The organism is Enterobacter sp. 301B (assembly GCF_003850715.1).
Classification (GTDB): domain Bacteria; phylum Pseudomonadota; class Gammaproteobacteria; order Enterobacterales; family Enterobacteriaceae; genus Enterobacter; species Enterobacter intestinihominis.
This window is the reverse complement of the sequence record NZ_PQTC01000002.1, coordinates 62,885-78,190: the sequence shown is the minus strand read 5'-3', so window position 1 is coordinate 78,190 and position 15,306 is coordinate 62,885. Positions and strand designations below refer to the sequence as shown.

At 55.1% G+C, this 15,306-nt stretch carries 14 protein-coding genes; 4 read left to right on the top strand and 10 right to left on the bottom strand.

What is annotated here, in order from left to right; genetic code table 11:
* Positions 1-3: 3 nt before the first annotated feature.
* Positions 4-231: a YejL family protein gene (locus C3451_RS02745; RefSeq protein WP_001135586.1), complete on the bottom strand. Its 228-nt coding sequence runs from the start codon at positions 229-231 to the stop codon at positions 4-6.
* 134 nt (positions 232-365) lie between these two features.
* Here C3451_RS02745 and yejK point away from each other — a divergent pair, with 134 nt between their 5' ends.
* On the top strand, positions 366-1,373 hold the full coding sequence (yejK, locus tag C3451_RS02740) for a nucleoid-associated protein YejK (protein WP_017693031.1): 1,008 nt from the start codon (positions 366-368) through the stop codon (positions 1,371-1,373).
* A gap of 51 nt (positions 1,374-1,424) precedes the next feature.
* On the opposite strand, the gene rplY is transcribed toward yejK, so the two are convergent.
* Both rplY and C3451_RS02730 read right to left on the bottom strand, forming a co-directional pair.
* A complete protein-coding gene (rplY, locus tag C3451_RS02735; RefSeq protein ID WP_022648733.1) occupies positions 1,425-1,709 on the bottom strand; it encodes a 50S ribosomal protein L25 in 285 nt (94 codons plus the stop codon).
* A 125-nt stretch (positions 1,710-1,834) separates the two neighbouring features.
* Positions 1,835-3,595, bottom strand: coding sequence for a DEAD/DEAH box helicase (locus C3451_RS02730; RefSeq protein WP_063139294.1), 1,761 nt, complete (start codon positions 3,593-3,595; stop codon positions 1,835-1,837).
* A 151-nt stretch (positions 3,596-3,746) separates the two neighbouring features.
* On the opposite strand from C3451_RS02730, the gene rsuA reads away from it, so the two are divergent.
* The 3 genes from rsuA (at position 3,747) to C3451_RS02715 (ending at position 6,290) form a co-directional block, all read left to right on the top strand.
* Positions 3,747-4,454 (top strand): 16S rRNA pseudouridine(516) synthase RsuA, encoded by a 708-nt coding sequence (gene rsuA, locus C3451_RS02725; RefSeq protein ID WP_022648731.1) that lies wholly within the window; start codon positions 3,747-3,749, stop codon positions 4,452-4,454.
* A gap of 15 nt (positions 4,455-4,469) precedes the next feature.
* Entirely contained in the window at positions 4,470-5,669 is a 1,200-nt protein-coding gene (locus C3451_RS02720; protein WP_022648730.1) for a Bcr/CflA family multidrug efflux MFS transporter, read from the top strand.
* 276 nt (positions 5,670-5,945) lie between these two features.
* Complete coding sequence (locus tag C3451_RS02715; RefSeq protein ID WP_003859372.1) at positions 5,946-6,290, top strand: YejG family protein; 345 nt, start codon at positions 5,946-5,948, stop codon at positions 6,288-6,290.
* A gap of 3 nt (positions 6,291-6,293) precedes the next feature.
* On the opposite strand, the gene yejF is transcribed toward C3451_RS02715, so the two are convergent.
* The 7 genes from yejF to C3451_RS02680 all read right to left on the bottom strand — a co-directional run bounded on the left by yejF (position 6,294) and on the right by C3451_RS02680 (position 15,274).
* Positions 6,294-7,883 carry a microcin C ABC transporter ATP-binding protein YejF gene (yejF, locus tag C3451_RS02710; protein ID WP_045620897.1) on the bottom strand — a complete coding sequence of 530 codons (1,590 nt, stop codon included), beginning with the start codon at positions 7,881-7,883 and terminating at the stop codon, positions 6,294-6,296.
* A 1-nt stretch (position 7,884) separates the two neighbouring features.
* On the bottom strand, positions 7,885-8,910 hold the full coding sequence (locus tag C3451_RS02705; RefSeq protein WP_023306620.1) for a microcin C ABC transporter permease: 1,026 nt from the start codon (positions 8,908-8,910) through the stop codon (positions 7,885-7,887).
* A complete protein-coding gene (locus C3451_RS02700; RefSeq protein WP_003859369.1) occupies positions 8,910-10,004 on the bottom strand; it encodes a microcin C ABC transporter permease YejB in 1,095 nt (364 codons plus the stop codon). Before C3451_RS02700 ends, C3451_RS02705 begins: the two co-directional genes overlap by 1 nt.
* Positions 10,005-10,013: 9 nt before the next feature.
* The gene (locus C3451_RS02695; RefSeq protein WP_063139295.1) at positions 10,014-11,819 is read right to left on the bottom strand and encodes an extracellular solute-binding protein; all 1,806 of its coding nucleotides are present in this window, start codon (positions 11,817-11,819) and stop codon (positions 10,014-10,016) included.
* 75 nt (positions 11,820-11,894) lie between these two features.
* A complete protein-coding gene (locus C3451_RS02690; protein WP_045620895.1) occupies positions 11,895-13,448 on the bottom strand; it encodes a cyclic di-GMP phosphodiesterase in 1,554 nt (517 codons plus the stop codon).
* 127 nt (positions 13,449-13,575) lie between these two features.
* Positions 13,576-14,145, bottom strand: coding sequence for a bifunctional murein DD-endopeptidase/murein LD-carboxypeptidase (gene mepS / locus C3451_RS02685; protein WP_003859364.1), 570 nt, complete (start codon positions 14,143-14,145; stop codon positions 13,576-13,578).
* A 424-nt stretch (positions 14,146-14,569) separates the two neighbouring features.
* Positions 14,570-15,274 carry a phosphatase PAP2 family protein gene (locus tag C3451_RS02680; RefSeq protein WP_045620894.1) on the bottom strand — a complete coding sequence of 235 codons (705 nt, stop codon included), beginning with the start codon at positions 15,272-15,274 and terminating at the stop codon, positions 14,570-14,572.
* Between the last annotated feature and the right edge of the window lie 32 nt (positions 15,275-15,306).

The window sequence follows — 15,306 nt, the reverse complement described above, 5'->3', positions numbered from 1 at the left end:
CCCTTAGTGTGCCTGGTCGTCGCTAACGGATGACTGCAAAGCCTGGGCGAAAGATTTGGCGATCGCCTGACGCTGAGCCGGAGCAACGCTGGTATTGATCAGGTTGGTAACCATATTTCCCAAAACCATCAGGGAGAGATCGGTTGGCGTTTTATGTTTTTCCAGTACGTTGACCAGCTCACTGAGCAGTTGTTCAACGTGTTCGTCACTGTAGCGGGAATGTTGTGGCATAAATCAAAATCAGTTTGTTGAGAGAAGGGCGACATATTACCGTAGCAACAGCTTTTTTTCCCCTTTTTTATCTTCTGTTGCACACATGCGTTGGTGGTGGTTGAATACCGCCCGGTCTAAAAGGAGAGTTTATCATGAGTCTGGAAATCAACCAGATTGCCTTGCACCAGCTTATCAAGCGTGATGAGCAAACCCTTGAAGTGGTGCTACGCGATTCGTTACTGGAACCAACGCCTACCGTTGTCGAGATGATGGCGGAGTTGCATCGCGTCTACAGCGCGAAAAATAAAGCCTATGGCTTGTTCAGCGAAGAGAGCGAGCTGGCGGATAGCCTGCGCCTGCAACGTCAGGGCGAAGAGGATTTCCTGGCATTCAGCCGCGCTGCAACCGGCCGTCTTCGTGACGAACTGGCGAAATATCCCTTCGCCGATGGCGGTATCGTCCTGTTCTGCCACTACCGCTATCTGGCGGTAGAGTATCTGCTGGTCACCGTGCTGAATAATTTAAGCAGCATGCGTGTGAACGAGCAGTTGGATATCAGCTCAACGCACTATCTGGATATCAACCATGCGGATATTGTGGCGCGTATTGATTTAACCGAATGGGAAACCAATCCGGAATCGACGCGCTACCTGACCTTCCTTAAAGGCCGCGTGGGCCGCAAAGTGGCCGATTTCTTTATGGACTTCCTCGGTGCCAGTGAAGGGCTGAACGCCAAAGCGCAGAACAAAGGTCTACTCCAGGCGGTGGATGACTTTACCGCTGAGGCGCAGCTGGATAAATCTGAGCGTCAGACCGTGCGTCAGCAGGTTTACAGCTACTGTAACGAGCAGTTACAGGCCGGGGAAGAGATTGAGCTGGAGTCGCTGTCCAAAGAGCTGGCGGGCGTCAGCGAAGTCAGCTTCCAGGAATTTACCGCAGAAAAAGGCTATGAGCTGGAAGAGAGCTTCCCGGCGGATCGCAGTACGCTGCGTCAGCTGACGAAATTTGCCGGTAGCGGCGGTGGGTTAACCATTAACTTTGATGCCATGCTGCTCGGGGAACGTATCTTCTGGGATCCGGCGACCGACACGCTGACCATTAAAGGCACGCCGCCGAATCTGCGCGATCAGCTCCAGCGTCGCACCTCAGGCGGTAAGTAGCGGCCATAAAAAAACCCCGCAGAAGCGGGGTTTTTCTCGACAGGTTTGCGATTACGCGCGAACGAAGTCGATGTGAGACAGTTTTGGCTTGAACGGGTGACGCTGAACAGCCTGAACTTTCACTTTTTCTTCTTTACCGCCAACAACGATGGTCAGAACTTCGCTGTAGAATTCAGCTTTGTTCTGCATGTTCCACACTTTGTCGTGATCCAGTTCGATTGCAACTGGAGCAGCTTCGCCACCGTAAACGATAGCCGGGAACTTGTTAGCGTTACGCAGGCGGCGGCTCGCACCCTTACCCTGCACGTTACGTACTTCTGCTTCGATAGTGAACATTGATTTCTCTCTGTATTTAAAACCCTGCTACAGGCGACCCAGCAGCAGGTGAGTGTTCTGCCTCACGGATGTGAAGCGGGCGGCATTTTATACTCAAATGGCTCGCGCATCAACGAAAAGTCCCGTTAACCGCGCAATTCGTTTGCCCGGCGAAAGCGTCCTTCATAGTCAAAGACCTTCTCACGCACCTGCCAGAACTGCCCTTTTTTACGGGCGACAACAAAATCAGGATGGCGCAGCAGCGCCTGCTGGCGCACGATATCGGCAACGGTTATCCAGCGCAGCGGCACGCCGGGCGTGCGGGTATGCGGGCGGATAAAGAGCTGTTCGAACGCGGTGCGCTGGGCGGGCGTCTGGACCCTGAACCGCTCGCTGACGTCTGCGCCGTCCTCGTCGTAATAGGTAATCTTTAGCCACTCGCCTTTTTCATCCGCACCGGGCTGTAAGACCATGCCGGAACAGCGCAGCACCAGTGCATCTTTCAGTTTCAGCGCCGCTTTCAGCATGTCATCCGGGTCGACCAACACCGTGTCACACTCCCGACAGCGGCGGGCAGCGATATCGTTCTCGGCGTTGCACTGCGGGCAGTTTTTGAAGCGGAAGCGGAAATCACACTGTTCGCGATGGCCTTCATCGTCTTCAAACCAGCCCTGACAGCGGCGGCCAAAATGTTCGATCAGCGTGCCGTCGGCGGTAGTTTTGCCCCAGAAAGTGTTGGTAAACCCGCAGGCCGGACAAAACACCTGTACCGGCACGTTGTCGCTCTTGCCTTTTGGCGTGCCCACTTCCGGGGAGTAGAGATCGTGCGGATTACCGGCATAATCGAGGATCAGACAGTCGGTTTTGCCCGGTGCCAGGCGCAGGCCACGGCCGACAATCTGCTGGTACAGGCTGACGGATTCGGTTGGGCGAAGAATCGCAATCAGGTCAACGTGCGGTGCGTCAAACCCGGTGGTTAATACGGAGACATTCACCAGGTAGCGGAACTGCTGGGCTTTGAAAGCCTCAATCAGGCTGTCGCGCTCCGGCCCGGGGGTTTCACCGGTAATTAACGCCGCGTCGTTGGTGGGCAGAAGCCCCGTGATTTCACGCGCGTGTTCGACGGTAGCAGCAAAAATCATCACCCCTTTGCGCGTTTGCGCAAACTCTTCAATCTGGCTGATGATATGCGGCGTGATCCGCTTCTGTTTTTTCAGCTCATGGTTAAGATCCGCCTCGCTGAACAGCCCGTTGCTCTGCGCCTGTAAGCGGCTGAAATCGTACTGCACGACCGGCATATCCAGCCGCTCCGGTGGCGTCAGATAGCCATGCTTGATCATGTAGCGCAGCGGAAGCTCATAGATACAGTCGCGGAACAGGGCCTTTTCATCGCCACGCACCATGCCGTGATAATGAAACTGATAAATCCAGCCCTTGCCCAGACGAAATGGCGTGGCGGTCAGGCCAAGCAGGCGTAAGTGAGGGTTCACCTCTCTCAGATGAGTGAGGATTTGCTGATACTGGCTGTCGTCGTCATCGCTGATGCGGTGACACTCATCGACAATCAGCAGGGAAAACTCGCTGCGAAACAGGTCCAGGTTGCGCGCAACGGACTGTACGCTGCCAAACACCACTTTCCCGTGGCTCTCTTTGCGCTTCAGCCCGGCGGCAAAAATATCGGCCTCCAGGCCGAGCGCGCAATATTTGGCGTGGTTTTGCGCCACCAGCTCTTTTACGTGCGCCAGCACCAGCACGCGCCCGCGAGCCAGGCGCGCCAGTTCGGCAATCACCAGGCTTTTACCGGCTCCGGTCGGGAGCACGATGGCGGCGGGTTCCCGGTGCTTGCGAAACCAGGCGAGGGTGGCATCAACGGCTTCTTGCTGATAGGGGCGTAGTGTGAACGTCATGGCTTCTCTATTCAGTTAACTCGCATATAGTATGCCACGAAACTTTTTCCCTTGAGTGGCGCAACCAGACCATTATACTGAACTGTTTCTGACTGCTTCTTTTTCGGACGCGTAGTCCGACTTCCAGCACCATTAAGGCTAAAAAGATTTCATGCGACTTGATAAGTTTATCGCTCAGCAACTCGGCGTAAGCCGCGCTATTGCCGGGCGTGAAATTCGCGCCAGCCGCGTAACCGTGGACGGCGACATTGTGAAAGACAGCGCTTTTAAACTCCAGCCTGACCACCAGGTGGAGTATGACGGCAACCCGCTGACCCAGCAGAATGGCCCGCGCTACTTCATGCTCAACAAACCGGAAGGTTACGTCTGTTCAACGGACGATCCGGATCACCCGACGGTGCTCTACTTCCTCGACGAACCTGTGGCGCACAAGCTGCATGCGGCAGGGCGACTGGATATTGATACCACCGGCCTGGTGCTGATGACCGATGACGGTCAGTGGTCGCACCGCATCACCTCCCCGCGTCATCACTGTGAGAAAACCTATCGGGTGACACTTGAGTCGCCGGTCTCGGATGACACGGCAGAGCAATTCGCGAAAGGCGTTCAGCTGCATAATGAAAAAGATCTGACCAAACCGGCGGTGCTGGAAGTCATTACCCCAACGGACGTCCGTCTGACCATCAGTGAAGGCCGTTACCACCAGGTGAAACGGATGTTTGCCGCCGTGGGCAACCACGTTGTGGGGCTGCATCGTGAACGTATCGGCGCGATTGAACTCGATCCAGACCTGGCGCCAGGGGAATATCGCCCGCTGACGGAAGAAGAGATTGCCAGCGTCGGGCTGCTTTCACGCTAAATTCAGGAGAACCCTGTGACCACCAGGCCACACTCGTCGTTTAAAATCGTATTTATCCTTGGCCTGTTGGCCATGCTGATGCCGCTGTCTATCGATATGTATCTGCCCGCGCTGCCGGTGATTTCCGCGCAGTTTGGCGTACCGGCAGGCAGCGCACAGATGACGCTCAGCACCTACATTCTTGGTTTTGCGCTCGGCCAGCTCTTTTATGGCCCAATGGCAGACAGCCTGGGGCGCAAACCCGTTATTCTGGGCGGGACGTTGATATTTGCCGCGGCGGCGGTGGCCTGCGCGCTGGCGCAGAGTATCGATCAGCTGATCGTGATGCGTTTCTTCCATGGCCTGGCTGCGGCTGCGGCAAGCGTGGTGATTAACGCGCTGATGCGCGACATCTACCCGAAGGAAGAGTTCTCACGCATGATGTCGTTCGTCATGCTGGTCACAACCATTGCGCCGCTGGTCGCCCCCATGGTGGGCGGGGCGGTGCTGGTGTGGTTCAGCTGGCATGCGATTTTCTGGATCCTGGCGATTGCCGCGCTGCTGGCCTCGGTGATGATCTTCGTCTTTATCGATGAAACGCTGCCGGTCGAGCGCCGTCAGAAGTTTCACGTCCGCACCACGCTTGGCAACTTTGCCTCGCTGTTTCGCCATAAGCGCGTGCTGAGCTATATGCTGGCCAGCGGCTTTAGCTTTGCCGGGATGTTTTCGTTCCTGAGCGCGGGGCCGTTTGTGTACATCGAACTGAACCATGTGTCACCCCAGCACTTTGGTTACTACTTCGCGCTGAATATCGTGTTCCTGTTTGTGATGACCATTATCAACAGCCGCTTTGTCCGGCGGGTCGGGGCGCTGAATATGTTCCGCGCCGGGCTGTGGATCCAGTTCGTGATGGCTATCTGGCTGGTATTGAGCGCATTGTTGGGCGTAGGTTTTTGGGCGCTGGTGGTGGGCGTGGCGGCGTTTGTTGGCTGCGTCTCGATGGTCTCATCCAACGCGATGGCGGTGATCCTCGACGAATTCCCGCATATGGCGGGCACCGCCTCGTCGCTGGCAGGGACGTTCCGTTTCGGGATTGGCGCGATTGTCGGGGCACTGCTCTCAATGGCGACGTTTAATACTGCCTGGCCGATGCTGTGGGCGATTGCCCTCTGCGCGACTTGCTCCATCCTCTTCTATCTTTACGCCAGCCGGCCCCGTAAGACGGCGCATAAATGAGCACTTAAGGCCCGAAACGGGCCTTTTTGTTGACCCATATCAACCAACCCTCGGTTCGTTTACCCGGTGTTTGTTTCTTTTATGTAAAATCTATTTATGTAAAAAGTCACATCATTGTATTTAAAAAGGTTGAGTTAGATCGCAGAAACGGGTACATATAGCGCCGACGCGAGCCTGCAACGCCTATAAAATCCGCTAAACAGTGCAGGTTGGCGATGATGTGTTACTATAAATGTAAATAAATTGTGAAGTAAATTTGCTTCCGGGGATCTGAACGTGAATACATTACAACTCTCCATTGTCCATCGCTTGCCCCAGAGCTATCGCTGGTCGACGGGTTTTGCAGGTTCGAAAGTTGAACCGATTCCGCAAAGCGTTGCCGGGGAGGATAATTGTCTGGTGGCGCTCAAGCTGCTTAGCCCGAGCGATGAAAATGCGTGGCCGGTTATGGAACGTCTCAGCCAGGCGCTGACGGACATCGAAGTAGACAGCTCCGTGCTGGAATGCGAAGGTGAGCCGTGCCTGTTTGTTAACAGCCAGGATGAATTTGCTGCGACCTGCCGTCTGAAAAACTTCGGCGTGGCCATTGCCGAACCGTTCTCCGGTCAATATCCTTTCTGAGTGCTAGTCAGCGGACAATAGCTGGCGCGTGTAATCCTGCGCAGGCGCAGTGAATACGCGCTGGCACTCTCCCTGCTCAACGACTTCTCCCTGCCGCAATACCACCACCTGATGGCAAAGCGCACGCACCACCTGTAAATCGTGGCTGATAAAGATATAGGCCAGCCGATGCTTTTCCTGTAGCCCCTTCAGCAGCGCCAGAATTTGCGCCTGCACGGTGCGGTCCAGTGAAGAGGTAGGCTCGTCCAGCACGATCAGCTCCGGTTTCAGGATCAACGCGCGGGCAATCGCTATACGCTGGCGCTGTCCGCCGGAAAACTCAGCCGGATACCGGTGCCGGGTCTCGGGATCTAAACCCACTTCCGCCATCACCCGCTTCACGTCGATTTCACGCTGTTGTGCCGTCAGCGCGGGCTGATGAACGCGCAGGCCCTCTTCAATAATCTGCAATACGCTCAGCCGCGGGTTCAGCGAAGAGTTCGGATCCTGAAAGACCACCTGCATCCGCGGGCGGACGGGCAGCATTTGGCGGCGGCTCAGGTTTTGCAGCGGCATGCCGTCAAAGAGAATGCTTCCCTGTGAGGCGATCAGGCGCAGCAGCGCCAGGCCGGTGGTGCTTTTGCCCGAACCGGATTCGCCCACAAGCCCAAGCGACTCGCCCGGACGCAGAGAGAAGCTCATGTTTTTCAGAACATGATTGTGATCGACCACGCGACGCAAAATGCCTTTGCGGATCGGGAATGACACCGACAGGTCCTCAACCTTCAGCAACGGTGCGCTGTCAGCGTTAAGCGGAATCGGGTCGCCAGAGGGTTCGCTATCGAGCAGGCGCTGTGTATACGGGTGCTGAGGCGCGCTCAGCAGGGCAGTTGCCCTGTTCTGTTCGACGCAGCGGCCGTTTTGCATCACGGCCACCGCGTCAGCGAGCTTTTTCACGATGCCCAGGTTATGCGTAATAAACAGCAGGCTCATGTTCAGCTCGTCGCGCAGTTCACGCAGCAGTTGCAGAATTTGCGCCTGCACCGTGACGTCCAGCGCGGTGGTGGGTTCATCCGCAATCAACAGTTCGGGGCGCGTCAGCAGCGCCATCGCGATCATCACGCGCTGGCGCTCGCCGCCGGAAAGCTGATGCGGGAAATCGTTCAGCCGTTTCGCCGCATTACGAATGCCGGTGCGTTCAAGGCAGTCCAGAATTTCCCCCCGCGCTGCCTCTTTACGCATTCCCCGATGAAGTGACAGCACTTCATAGAGCTGTTTTTCCAGCGTATGCAATGGATTGAGCGACACCATCGGCTCCTGAAAAATCATGGCAATCTTATTGCCACGAATGCCGCGCAGGGTTTGCTCATCAGCGTTCAGCAGGGATTGTCCATGGAACAGAATATCCCCGTGCGGATAGCTGACCGGCGGGGAAGGGAGCAGGCGCAGCACCGACAGTGCCGAAACGCTCTTACCGGAGCCGGATTCCCCGACCAGCGCCAGCGTCTCTCCGCGCTGGATCTGCAACGATAAATCCGTCACCACCGGGCGAGATTCGCCCTGTTTTGAAAACGCAATCGACAGATTTTCTATGCTCAGAAGAGGCCGGGTCATGTCATACCGCCTTGTTGGGATCGAAGGCATCGCGCACGGCTTCGCCAATAAAAATCAGCAGGGAAAGCAGCACAGCCACGGAGAGGAATGCGGCGATGCCCAGCCAGGGGGCCTGGAGGTTGTTTTTGCCCTGCAACAGCAGTTCGCCAAGAGACGGTGAGCCCAGCGGCAAACCGAAACCAAGAAAATCAAGCGACGTCAGGGTGGTAATGGAGCTACACAAAATAAACGGCAGGAAGGTGAGGGTCGCCACCACCGCATTGGGAAGCATGTGACGGAAGATAATTGCGCGATCGCTCACGCCTAATGCCTGCGCGGCGCGAATATAATCGTAATTTCGCGTGCGCAGAAACTCCGCGCGCACCACGCCGACCAGTGCCATCCAGCCGAACAGGACGGTGATGCCTAACAGCCACCAGAAGCCAGGCTGTACTACGCTGGACAGCAGGATAATCAGAAACAGCGTCGGCATACCGGACCAGACTTCAATTACGCGCTGCCCCCACAAATCGATTTTTCCACCGTAATAGCCCTGCATGGCGCCCGCCACGACGCCCATCACGCTGCTAAAGAGCGTCAGAAGCAGCCCAAACAGGAGCGAGATGCGGGTGCCATAGAGGATGCGCGCCAGCACATCGCCGCCGTTGGCGTCCGTTCCCAGCCAGTTCTGCGAGGAAGGCGGGGAAGGGAAGGGGGTGGACGTGGCGTAGTTAATACTGTTCGCGCCAAAACGAATCGGTGCCCAAAGCGCCCAGCCGTGCTGCGCGATCTGTTCACGTAACCAGGGATCCTGATACTCGGCTGGCGTCGCAAACGGACCGCCAAAATCGCTTTCGCTATAGGTAGTAAGCACCGGCACGTACCAGCGATCTTTGAAATGCACCAGCAGGGGTTTATCGTTGGCAATCAGTTCGGAACACAGACTTAAGGCAAACAGGACGGCGAAGATCCATAGCGACCAGTAGCCGCGACGGTTGTGGCGAAAGCGCGCCCAGCGGGCCTGATTGACGGGGCTTAAACGCAACATCAGCGGCCCTCAAAATCGATACGGGGATCGACCAGCGTATAGCTGATATCGCTGATGATATTCAGCAGCAGGCCGATCAGGGTGAAAATGTACAGTGTGCCAAACATCACCGGGTAATCACGGGAGACGGTGGCCTCATAGCCGAGCAGCCCTAAACCGTTGAGAGAGAACATCACTTCTATCAGCAGAGAGCCGGTAAAAAACATACTGATGAACGTGGCGGGAAAACCGGCAATCACCAGCAGCATGGCGTTACGAAAAACGTGCTTCCACATAATCTGCTTTTCACCGACGCCTTTGGCGCGCGCGGTGACGACGTACTGTTTGCGGATCTCATCAAGAAAGGCGTTTTTGGTCAGCATCGTAAGCGCCGCAAAACCGCCGATAACCGTCGCCAGCACCGGAAGCGTGATGTGCCAGAAGTAATCGGTTATTTTCTGATACCACGGCAACGTGCTGAAATCCGCAGAGACCAGCCCGCGCAGCGGGAAGAGGTCGAAATAACTGCCGCCAGCGAAAAAGACAATCAGCAGCACGGCAAACAGAAACGCCGGGATAGCGTAGCCGATGATAATGAACGTGCTGCTCCAGATATCAAAACGGCTACCGTTGTAGACCGCTTTGCGGATCCCCAGCGGAATGGAGACCAGATAAATAATCAGCGTCCCCCACAGTCCGAGCGTGATGGAAACCGGCAGGCTTTGCTTGATCAGGGTTAGCACCGAGGCGCTGCGAAACAGGCTGTCGCCAAAATCGAAACGGACATAATCCCAGAGCATCCTGAAATAACGCTCGTGCAGCGGCTTGTCAAAACCATAGCGATGGGTGATCTCGGCGATCACCTCCGGATCCAGTCCCCGACCGCCCCGGTAGTGGCTTTCGCTGATATTGCCCACGCCCGTCCGGGCATGGCTGGCCCCCATTCCTTCACCGCCGCCGCCCGGCATGCCGCCAGCGTGACCAAATTCTATGGCCGCAATCGCCTGGTCCACCGGGCCGCCGGGGGCAATCTGCACGATAAAAAAGTTAATGGTAATGATGGCCCATAGCGTCGGGATAACCAGCAGCAGCCTGCGGATAAGATAAGCGCCCATCGTCACTCCTCAACGCCGCGCTGCGGGCAGTTTTGCGGCTTTATTCACGTCATACCACCACGTATCAAAACCAAGCGTATAAACCGGGCGAACGGCGGGCAGGGAGAATTTGTCCCAGCGGGCCACGCGATCTTCACCCATGTACCACATCGGCAGCATGTAATAGTTCCAGGTTAACACCCGGTCAAGCGCGCGCCCGAGCGGCAGAAGTTTCTCTTTATCGCCCTGAGCGGCAACGATTTTCGCGATCAGCGCATCAATCACCGGACTCTTTACCCCCGGAGCGTTGTAGGAGGAGTCGATATACCCCGATGCCCAGGAGATTTGCAGGTCTGAACTCGGCCACGGCTGGGCAGCCCACAGGGTTTGCATCATGTCGTAATCGCGACTGCGCTTGCGGTTGGTCAGCTGGGCAATATCGACCTGGCGGATATTCATGGTCACCCCAAGACGGGCAAGGTTCTTCTTAAACGGCAGCACCCACTGATCATTTGCGCCGGAGGCAATCAGCAGTTCGAAGCTGAGCGGCTTACCAGTTTTAACATTTACTCGTAGCCGATTTTTCAACACCCAGCCAGCGTCATCCAGCAGTTTGCTGGCTTTCAGCAGGTTGTCCCGGTCGAACCCGTTTCCGTCGGATTTTGGCGGTTCAAATAGGCGGGTGAACACTTCCGGCGGGAGCTCCGCTTTCATTGGCGCCAGCAAAACCAGCTCGTCCGCGTGGGGATAATCACGGGCGGCATATTCAGTATTCTGGAAATAGCTGTTCGCCCGGCTGTAGGCTCCGTAAAACAGCGCTTTGTTCATCCATTCGAAATCAAACGCCAGGGTAATAGCTTCACGCACCCGACGATCGGAAAAAACCGGGCGCTGAATATTAAACGCCAGCCAGCGCGTGTCCTGCGCGGATTCGTTTTTATGTTCGTCTTTAACGATATAGCCTTTCGCGAAATTTTTTCCGATATACCGGGTCGCCCAGTTTTTGGCGCTGTTCTCGACACGTAAATCAAATGCGCCTGCCTTAAACGCCTCGAAGGCCACGTTATCATCCAGGTAGTAGTCGTAGCGGATTGTATCGAAGTTCCAGCGGCCCCGGTTTACCGGCAGCGTGGCTGCCCAGTAATCTTTCACGCGGGAATAGATCACGTACTGGCCCATTCGCCAGTCGGTAATGCGATACGGTCCTCCGGCCAGCGGCGGGGAAGAGAGGGGATCGCTCAGCTTATGGTTTTTCCAGAATGATTCGGGCATGACGGGCAGGGAGAACAGGCTCAGCATATTCTCTTTGTTTGGCTCAGGGAGTTCGATTCGCACGGTCAGCGGGGCGATGGCATTCACCGTGGTGCCCTTGTACACCAGACGAAACTGCGGCACGCCTTCGGTCATAAATTTATGAAAGGTGAACGCCACATCGCGGGCGCTAACCGGCGTACCGTCGTGAAAACGCGCCCGCGGATTAATCGCGATTTCTGCCCAGCTAAAATCATCGGCGTAACGCACGTTCTCAGCGACCAGGGGATAATAGCTGCCGGGCTCGTCGTCGGAGGTGACGAACAGCGTGTCATAGAGGGATTCGGTACGCGCTGCCGCCACGCCGCGCAGGGCGAAGCGGTTAAAGTTGTCAAACGTTCCGGTCGCGGAAAGCGTCACGTTCCCGCCTTTCGGGGCGGCGGGGTTCACATAATCGTAGTGAGTAAAGTTGACCGCATACTTCGGCTCGCCAATGACGGCAAAGGCCGTGCTCTCTTTGATGGTCTGCGCCTGGCCCGACAGGCTCACCAGCGCCAACAGCATCAATACAACGCGCATAATCATAGTGCGGCGGATCCCTTTGTTCACAGGCAGGCTCGGTTGAGGAGAATAATAAGGGACAGCGCCGTGATTGTGAAATTATTCCCCGAGCGTGATGTCGGGTTGCCACGTCCTGAACTGCTCCAGCGGCATTGGTCGGCCGATCCAGTAGCCCTGAAGATAGTTCACGCCATGCTCGCGCAGCCACGCCGCCTGCTCGGGCGTTTCAACACCCTCGGCGACGGTTAACATATTCAGGCGTTCTGCCAGCGTCAGCACCGCGTCAAGCACTGGCGAGGTAACGGTTTCAGTCCCGATGGCATTCACGAAGCCACGGTCAATTTTCAGGTAATCCATCGTGAAGCGTTCCAGATAGATCAGCGCGCTGTGGCCGGTGCCAAAATCATCGATGGCGATTTCAAAACCTTCATTGTGCAGCCATTCAAACAGCTGATTTGCCTCGCGGTGGTTGATCATGTCGCGCTCGGTTATTTCCAGCACAATCTGGAAGTGATCGGGCGGAAGGGCAGCGGCAAACGCGCGCATATCCTCCTTAAAGCTTTCCGCATGCAGATGACCGGGCGCGATGTTGATCCCAAACTTGGCCCCAGGCGGGAGCACCGTTTGCAGGACAGGGGCATCGCGGATAATCAGGTCAAAAAGATGCAGCGTCAGCGGGACAATCAGCTTCTGCGCTTCAGCAAAATTAATAAAGGCATCCGGTGGAATTTCGCCCATCACCGGGTGCTTCCAGCGCATCAGGACTTCCAGCCCGGTCATTCTGAGCGACTGCGCATCCACGACGGGCTGATAGACCACGTAGAACTGGTCGCGCTTGATGGCCGTAAGGATCTCTTTCCCGGGATTAAGACGGATAGTGAGAATATAGAAATTCAGCAGACCTGCCGCAATACCGCAGACCAGGCCGAAGAACACGGCGTAGAGCAGCTCATCGGTCTTCCAGGCTTGCGCATAGACGTTAACGGTCAGAGGAATATTTTTCAGCGTGGCGGTGCGAGCGGGGACGTCAGGCAAATCCCGCGCCTGAACCAGCATTCCGGACTGGGTGGATAACGCGGAGTCGCCAATGACGATCGATATTCCGGAAAATTCATCCTGACGTGACGTATAAAGAAGGTAAGGCGTCAGGTTGATGTTCACGGAGGTAAATACGCCGCCGTCTTTTACCAGCGGATTGCGATACCAGATAGCGATCGCGGGTTTATCCGGCAGCATGGGTGTGCCCGGCAGGAGCGCGATATCAACAGGTTTGCTGATGTGTAGCTGAGGGATAAGCGTTTCCATTGGGGTATTCATCGGACCTGTTGCCGAAGAGCAGAAGGCCTGTTTATCCCGGACCAGCAAAAAGGCGCGCACGTTAATACTGAAGGCCGCGCGTGAGGTGAGCGCCGCACTGACCTCTTCACAGCTGTTCAGCGTGAGCGGCTGGAGCGTATCAATAGAGGTTTTAAGCTCGTCGAAAAAGCTCTCCATGTAGACGCTTAAATCTGTAATGAGGGTATCGTACCTGACTTCTCGCTTGTGATAACTCCAGTAAAACTGTAACGCACTCAGAAGCAGGGCGGTAAACAACCCCGTCAGAATACTGAGAAACAGTATCTTGCGGTTGCTGGAGAAGTAGCGGGTAAACATAGATGTCGTGATTCCTGAAATGACGCGGGATGTCTATCAGTGTAACGGGCAAAAAAAAACACTGCCGGAGCAGTGCTTTTTTAATCGTATCGCCAGCCAAGGGATAACCAACGATACGACAGCAATATTAACTACGGCTCAGAACGCGGCGAGCTTCGTTGTAGCGCTTCTTCCAGTAAGGTTCGTTCATGCTGGAAATCGTCACACCACTGCTGGTGGAAGCATGGACAAACTGATCGTTACCGATATAGATGCCAACGTGTCGACCGGTTGAACCTGCTCTGAACAGGACTAAATCGCCCGTACGCAGTTTAGTGCGCGAAATGGACTTGCCCATTTCCTGCTGTTCATAAGTAGAACGCGGAAGGTCTAACCCAAACTGCTCACGGAAAGTACGCTGTACGAATGCGGAGCAATCGATGCCTTTCTTGGTGCTGCCGCCCAGGCGGTAACGCACGCCTTTCCAGTCAGCATACTGATCCATAATACGCGACTTAACGTCGAGATTACGTACCATATTTTCAAATTCATCCTGAGAGGCTTGCAGTGAAGAGGAATCTTCCATTCCCACAACACGCGTCTCAGGATGCATATTCTTCGCGGTGTTCGTCGTACTACATGCCGAAAGCAGAACCGCCACTGCAATCGCCGGGATCCCCCGCAAGATATATCTCAAAATTGGTTGAGATTTGACCATTTTGTTTGTTTTCCCTTGAAGTCCTTAACGAAAATATCGTTATAAAAATGCCAACCGTGACGAGACTAATTATCTGTTCACAATGAGACAATTCTTTATGGTGAAATCTGTGGCACAACGCACAAAATTATTCACCACGATAATAATTATCTCAATGGGGCAAAACGAGTTCGAGGTTAACCGATTGCAAAGGGCATTGCGAGCAAAAAAGACCGTTTTTTTATAAGAAAATGTGATACACAACGTTACAGCGCGGAATTGCTCAAAATGCCGCCATTCATACCGGTAATCCCTGCAATTGCTTCATTTTTATCACGAATTGTATGACGGAATGATGACAGCGCTGAATGATGCCGGAAAGAAGTGACTCAGGGATCGAAAACGATCCCTGATGAATGGTGTTAATTAGCGTTATTTATTTGTTTCAGACTTGTTTAAATTTGGCGGGAAGATAGCGATCAAAAATACCTATTACGCGATCGCTCAGGGGAGTCATCAGCACCCAGGGTAAACCAATTAACACCGCCGTGAGGGAGCCTACGGCGATATCTGTCAGCCAGTGAGCGCCAATCATCACCCGCGGGAATGCAAATACCACCACAATAACCAGGGCGATGGCGAAGGCTTTTTTACCGAAATAGCGCAGCATGAAGCCAGCAAAAATCAGCAGCATCATACCGTGGTCGCCCGGGAAGCTGTCCTTCGACGCGTCTTTGGTTGGAATATGAAGCAGCTCGCTGACGCGGTTAATATTCGGGAAAGAGAGCGACGGACTGGCGCGTTTAACCGGCATCAGATGCTGCGCCAGCTGGTTGATAATCACGGCTGCCAGCAGCATGACCAGGCCGATAATCAGAATACGGCGACGACCCGTTTTGTCTTCCTTCAGCCAGAAGGAGAGCATCAGACAGCCCATTGCCAGCAGCGAACAGCCGTCAAACGCGCGGTTGTTGGTGATCGCCACCAGCCACAGGAAGGCTTCACTCTTCGCCAGCGCCTGGTTAAAGAAGTGGAACAGCCCGGAATCCAGCGGGAACCAGAATCCGTGATCCGCCGGGATATACCAGGAGAAAAAGAGCGCCAGACCGGCAGCGTTGAGCAATAAAATAGCAGGAAGTCGAGTCGTCATAGTCTTCAGCAATGTGTGAAATCAGGGGCAAC

Bases quoted from the DNA above. Each gene is read 5' to 3' on its own strand.
- C3451_RS02745 (WP_001135586.1), bottom strand. From the start codon at position 231: ATGCCACAACATTCCCGCTACAGTGACGAACACGTTGAACAACTGCTC.
- yejK (WP_017693031.1), top strand. From the start codon at position 366: ATGAGTCTGGAAATCAACCAGATTGCCTTGCACCAGCTTATCAAGCGT.
- rplY (WP_022648733.1), bottom strand. From the start codon at position 1,709: ATGTTCACTATCGAAGCAGAAGTACGTAACGTGCAGGGTAAGGGTGCG.
- C3451_RS02730 (WP_063139294.1), bottom strand. From the start codon at position 3,595: ATGACGTTCACACTACGCCCCTATCAGCAAGAAGCCGTTGATGCCACC.
- rsuA (WP_022648731.1), top strand. From the start codon at position 3,747: ATGCGACTTGATAAGTTTATCGCTCAGCAACTCGGCGTAAGCCGCGCT.
- yejF (WP_045620897.1), bottom strand. From the start codon at position 7,883: ATGACCCGGCCTCTTCTGAGCATAGAAAATCTGTCGATTGCGTTTTCA.
- C3451_RS02705 (WP_023306620.1), bottom strand. From the start codon at position 8,910: ATGTTGCGTTTAAGCCCCGTCAATCAGGCCCGCTGGGCGCGCTTTCGC.
- C3451_RS02700 (WP_003859369.1), bottom strand. From the start codon at position 10,004: ATGGGCGCTTATCTTATCCGCAGGCTGCTGCTGGTTATCCCGACGCTA.
- C3451_RS02695 (WP_063139295.1), bottom strand. From the start codon at position 11,819: ATGATTATGCGCGTTGTATTGATGCTGTTGGCGCTGGTGAGCCTGTCG.
- C3451_RS02690 (WP_045620895.1), bottom strand. From the start codon at position 13,448: ATGTTTACCCGCTACTTCTCCAGCAACCGCAAGATACTGTTTCTCAGT.
- mepS (WP_003859364.1), bottom strand. From the start codon at position 14,145: ATGGTCAAATCTCAACCAATTTTGAGATATATCTTGCGGGGGATCCCG.
- C3451_RS02680 (WP_045620894.1), bottom strand. From the start codon at position 15,274: ATGACGACTCGACTTCCTGCTATTTTATTGCTCAACGCTGCCGGTCTG.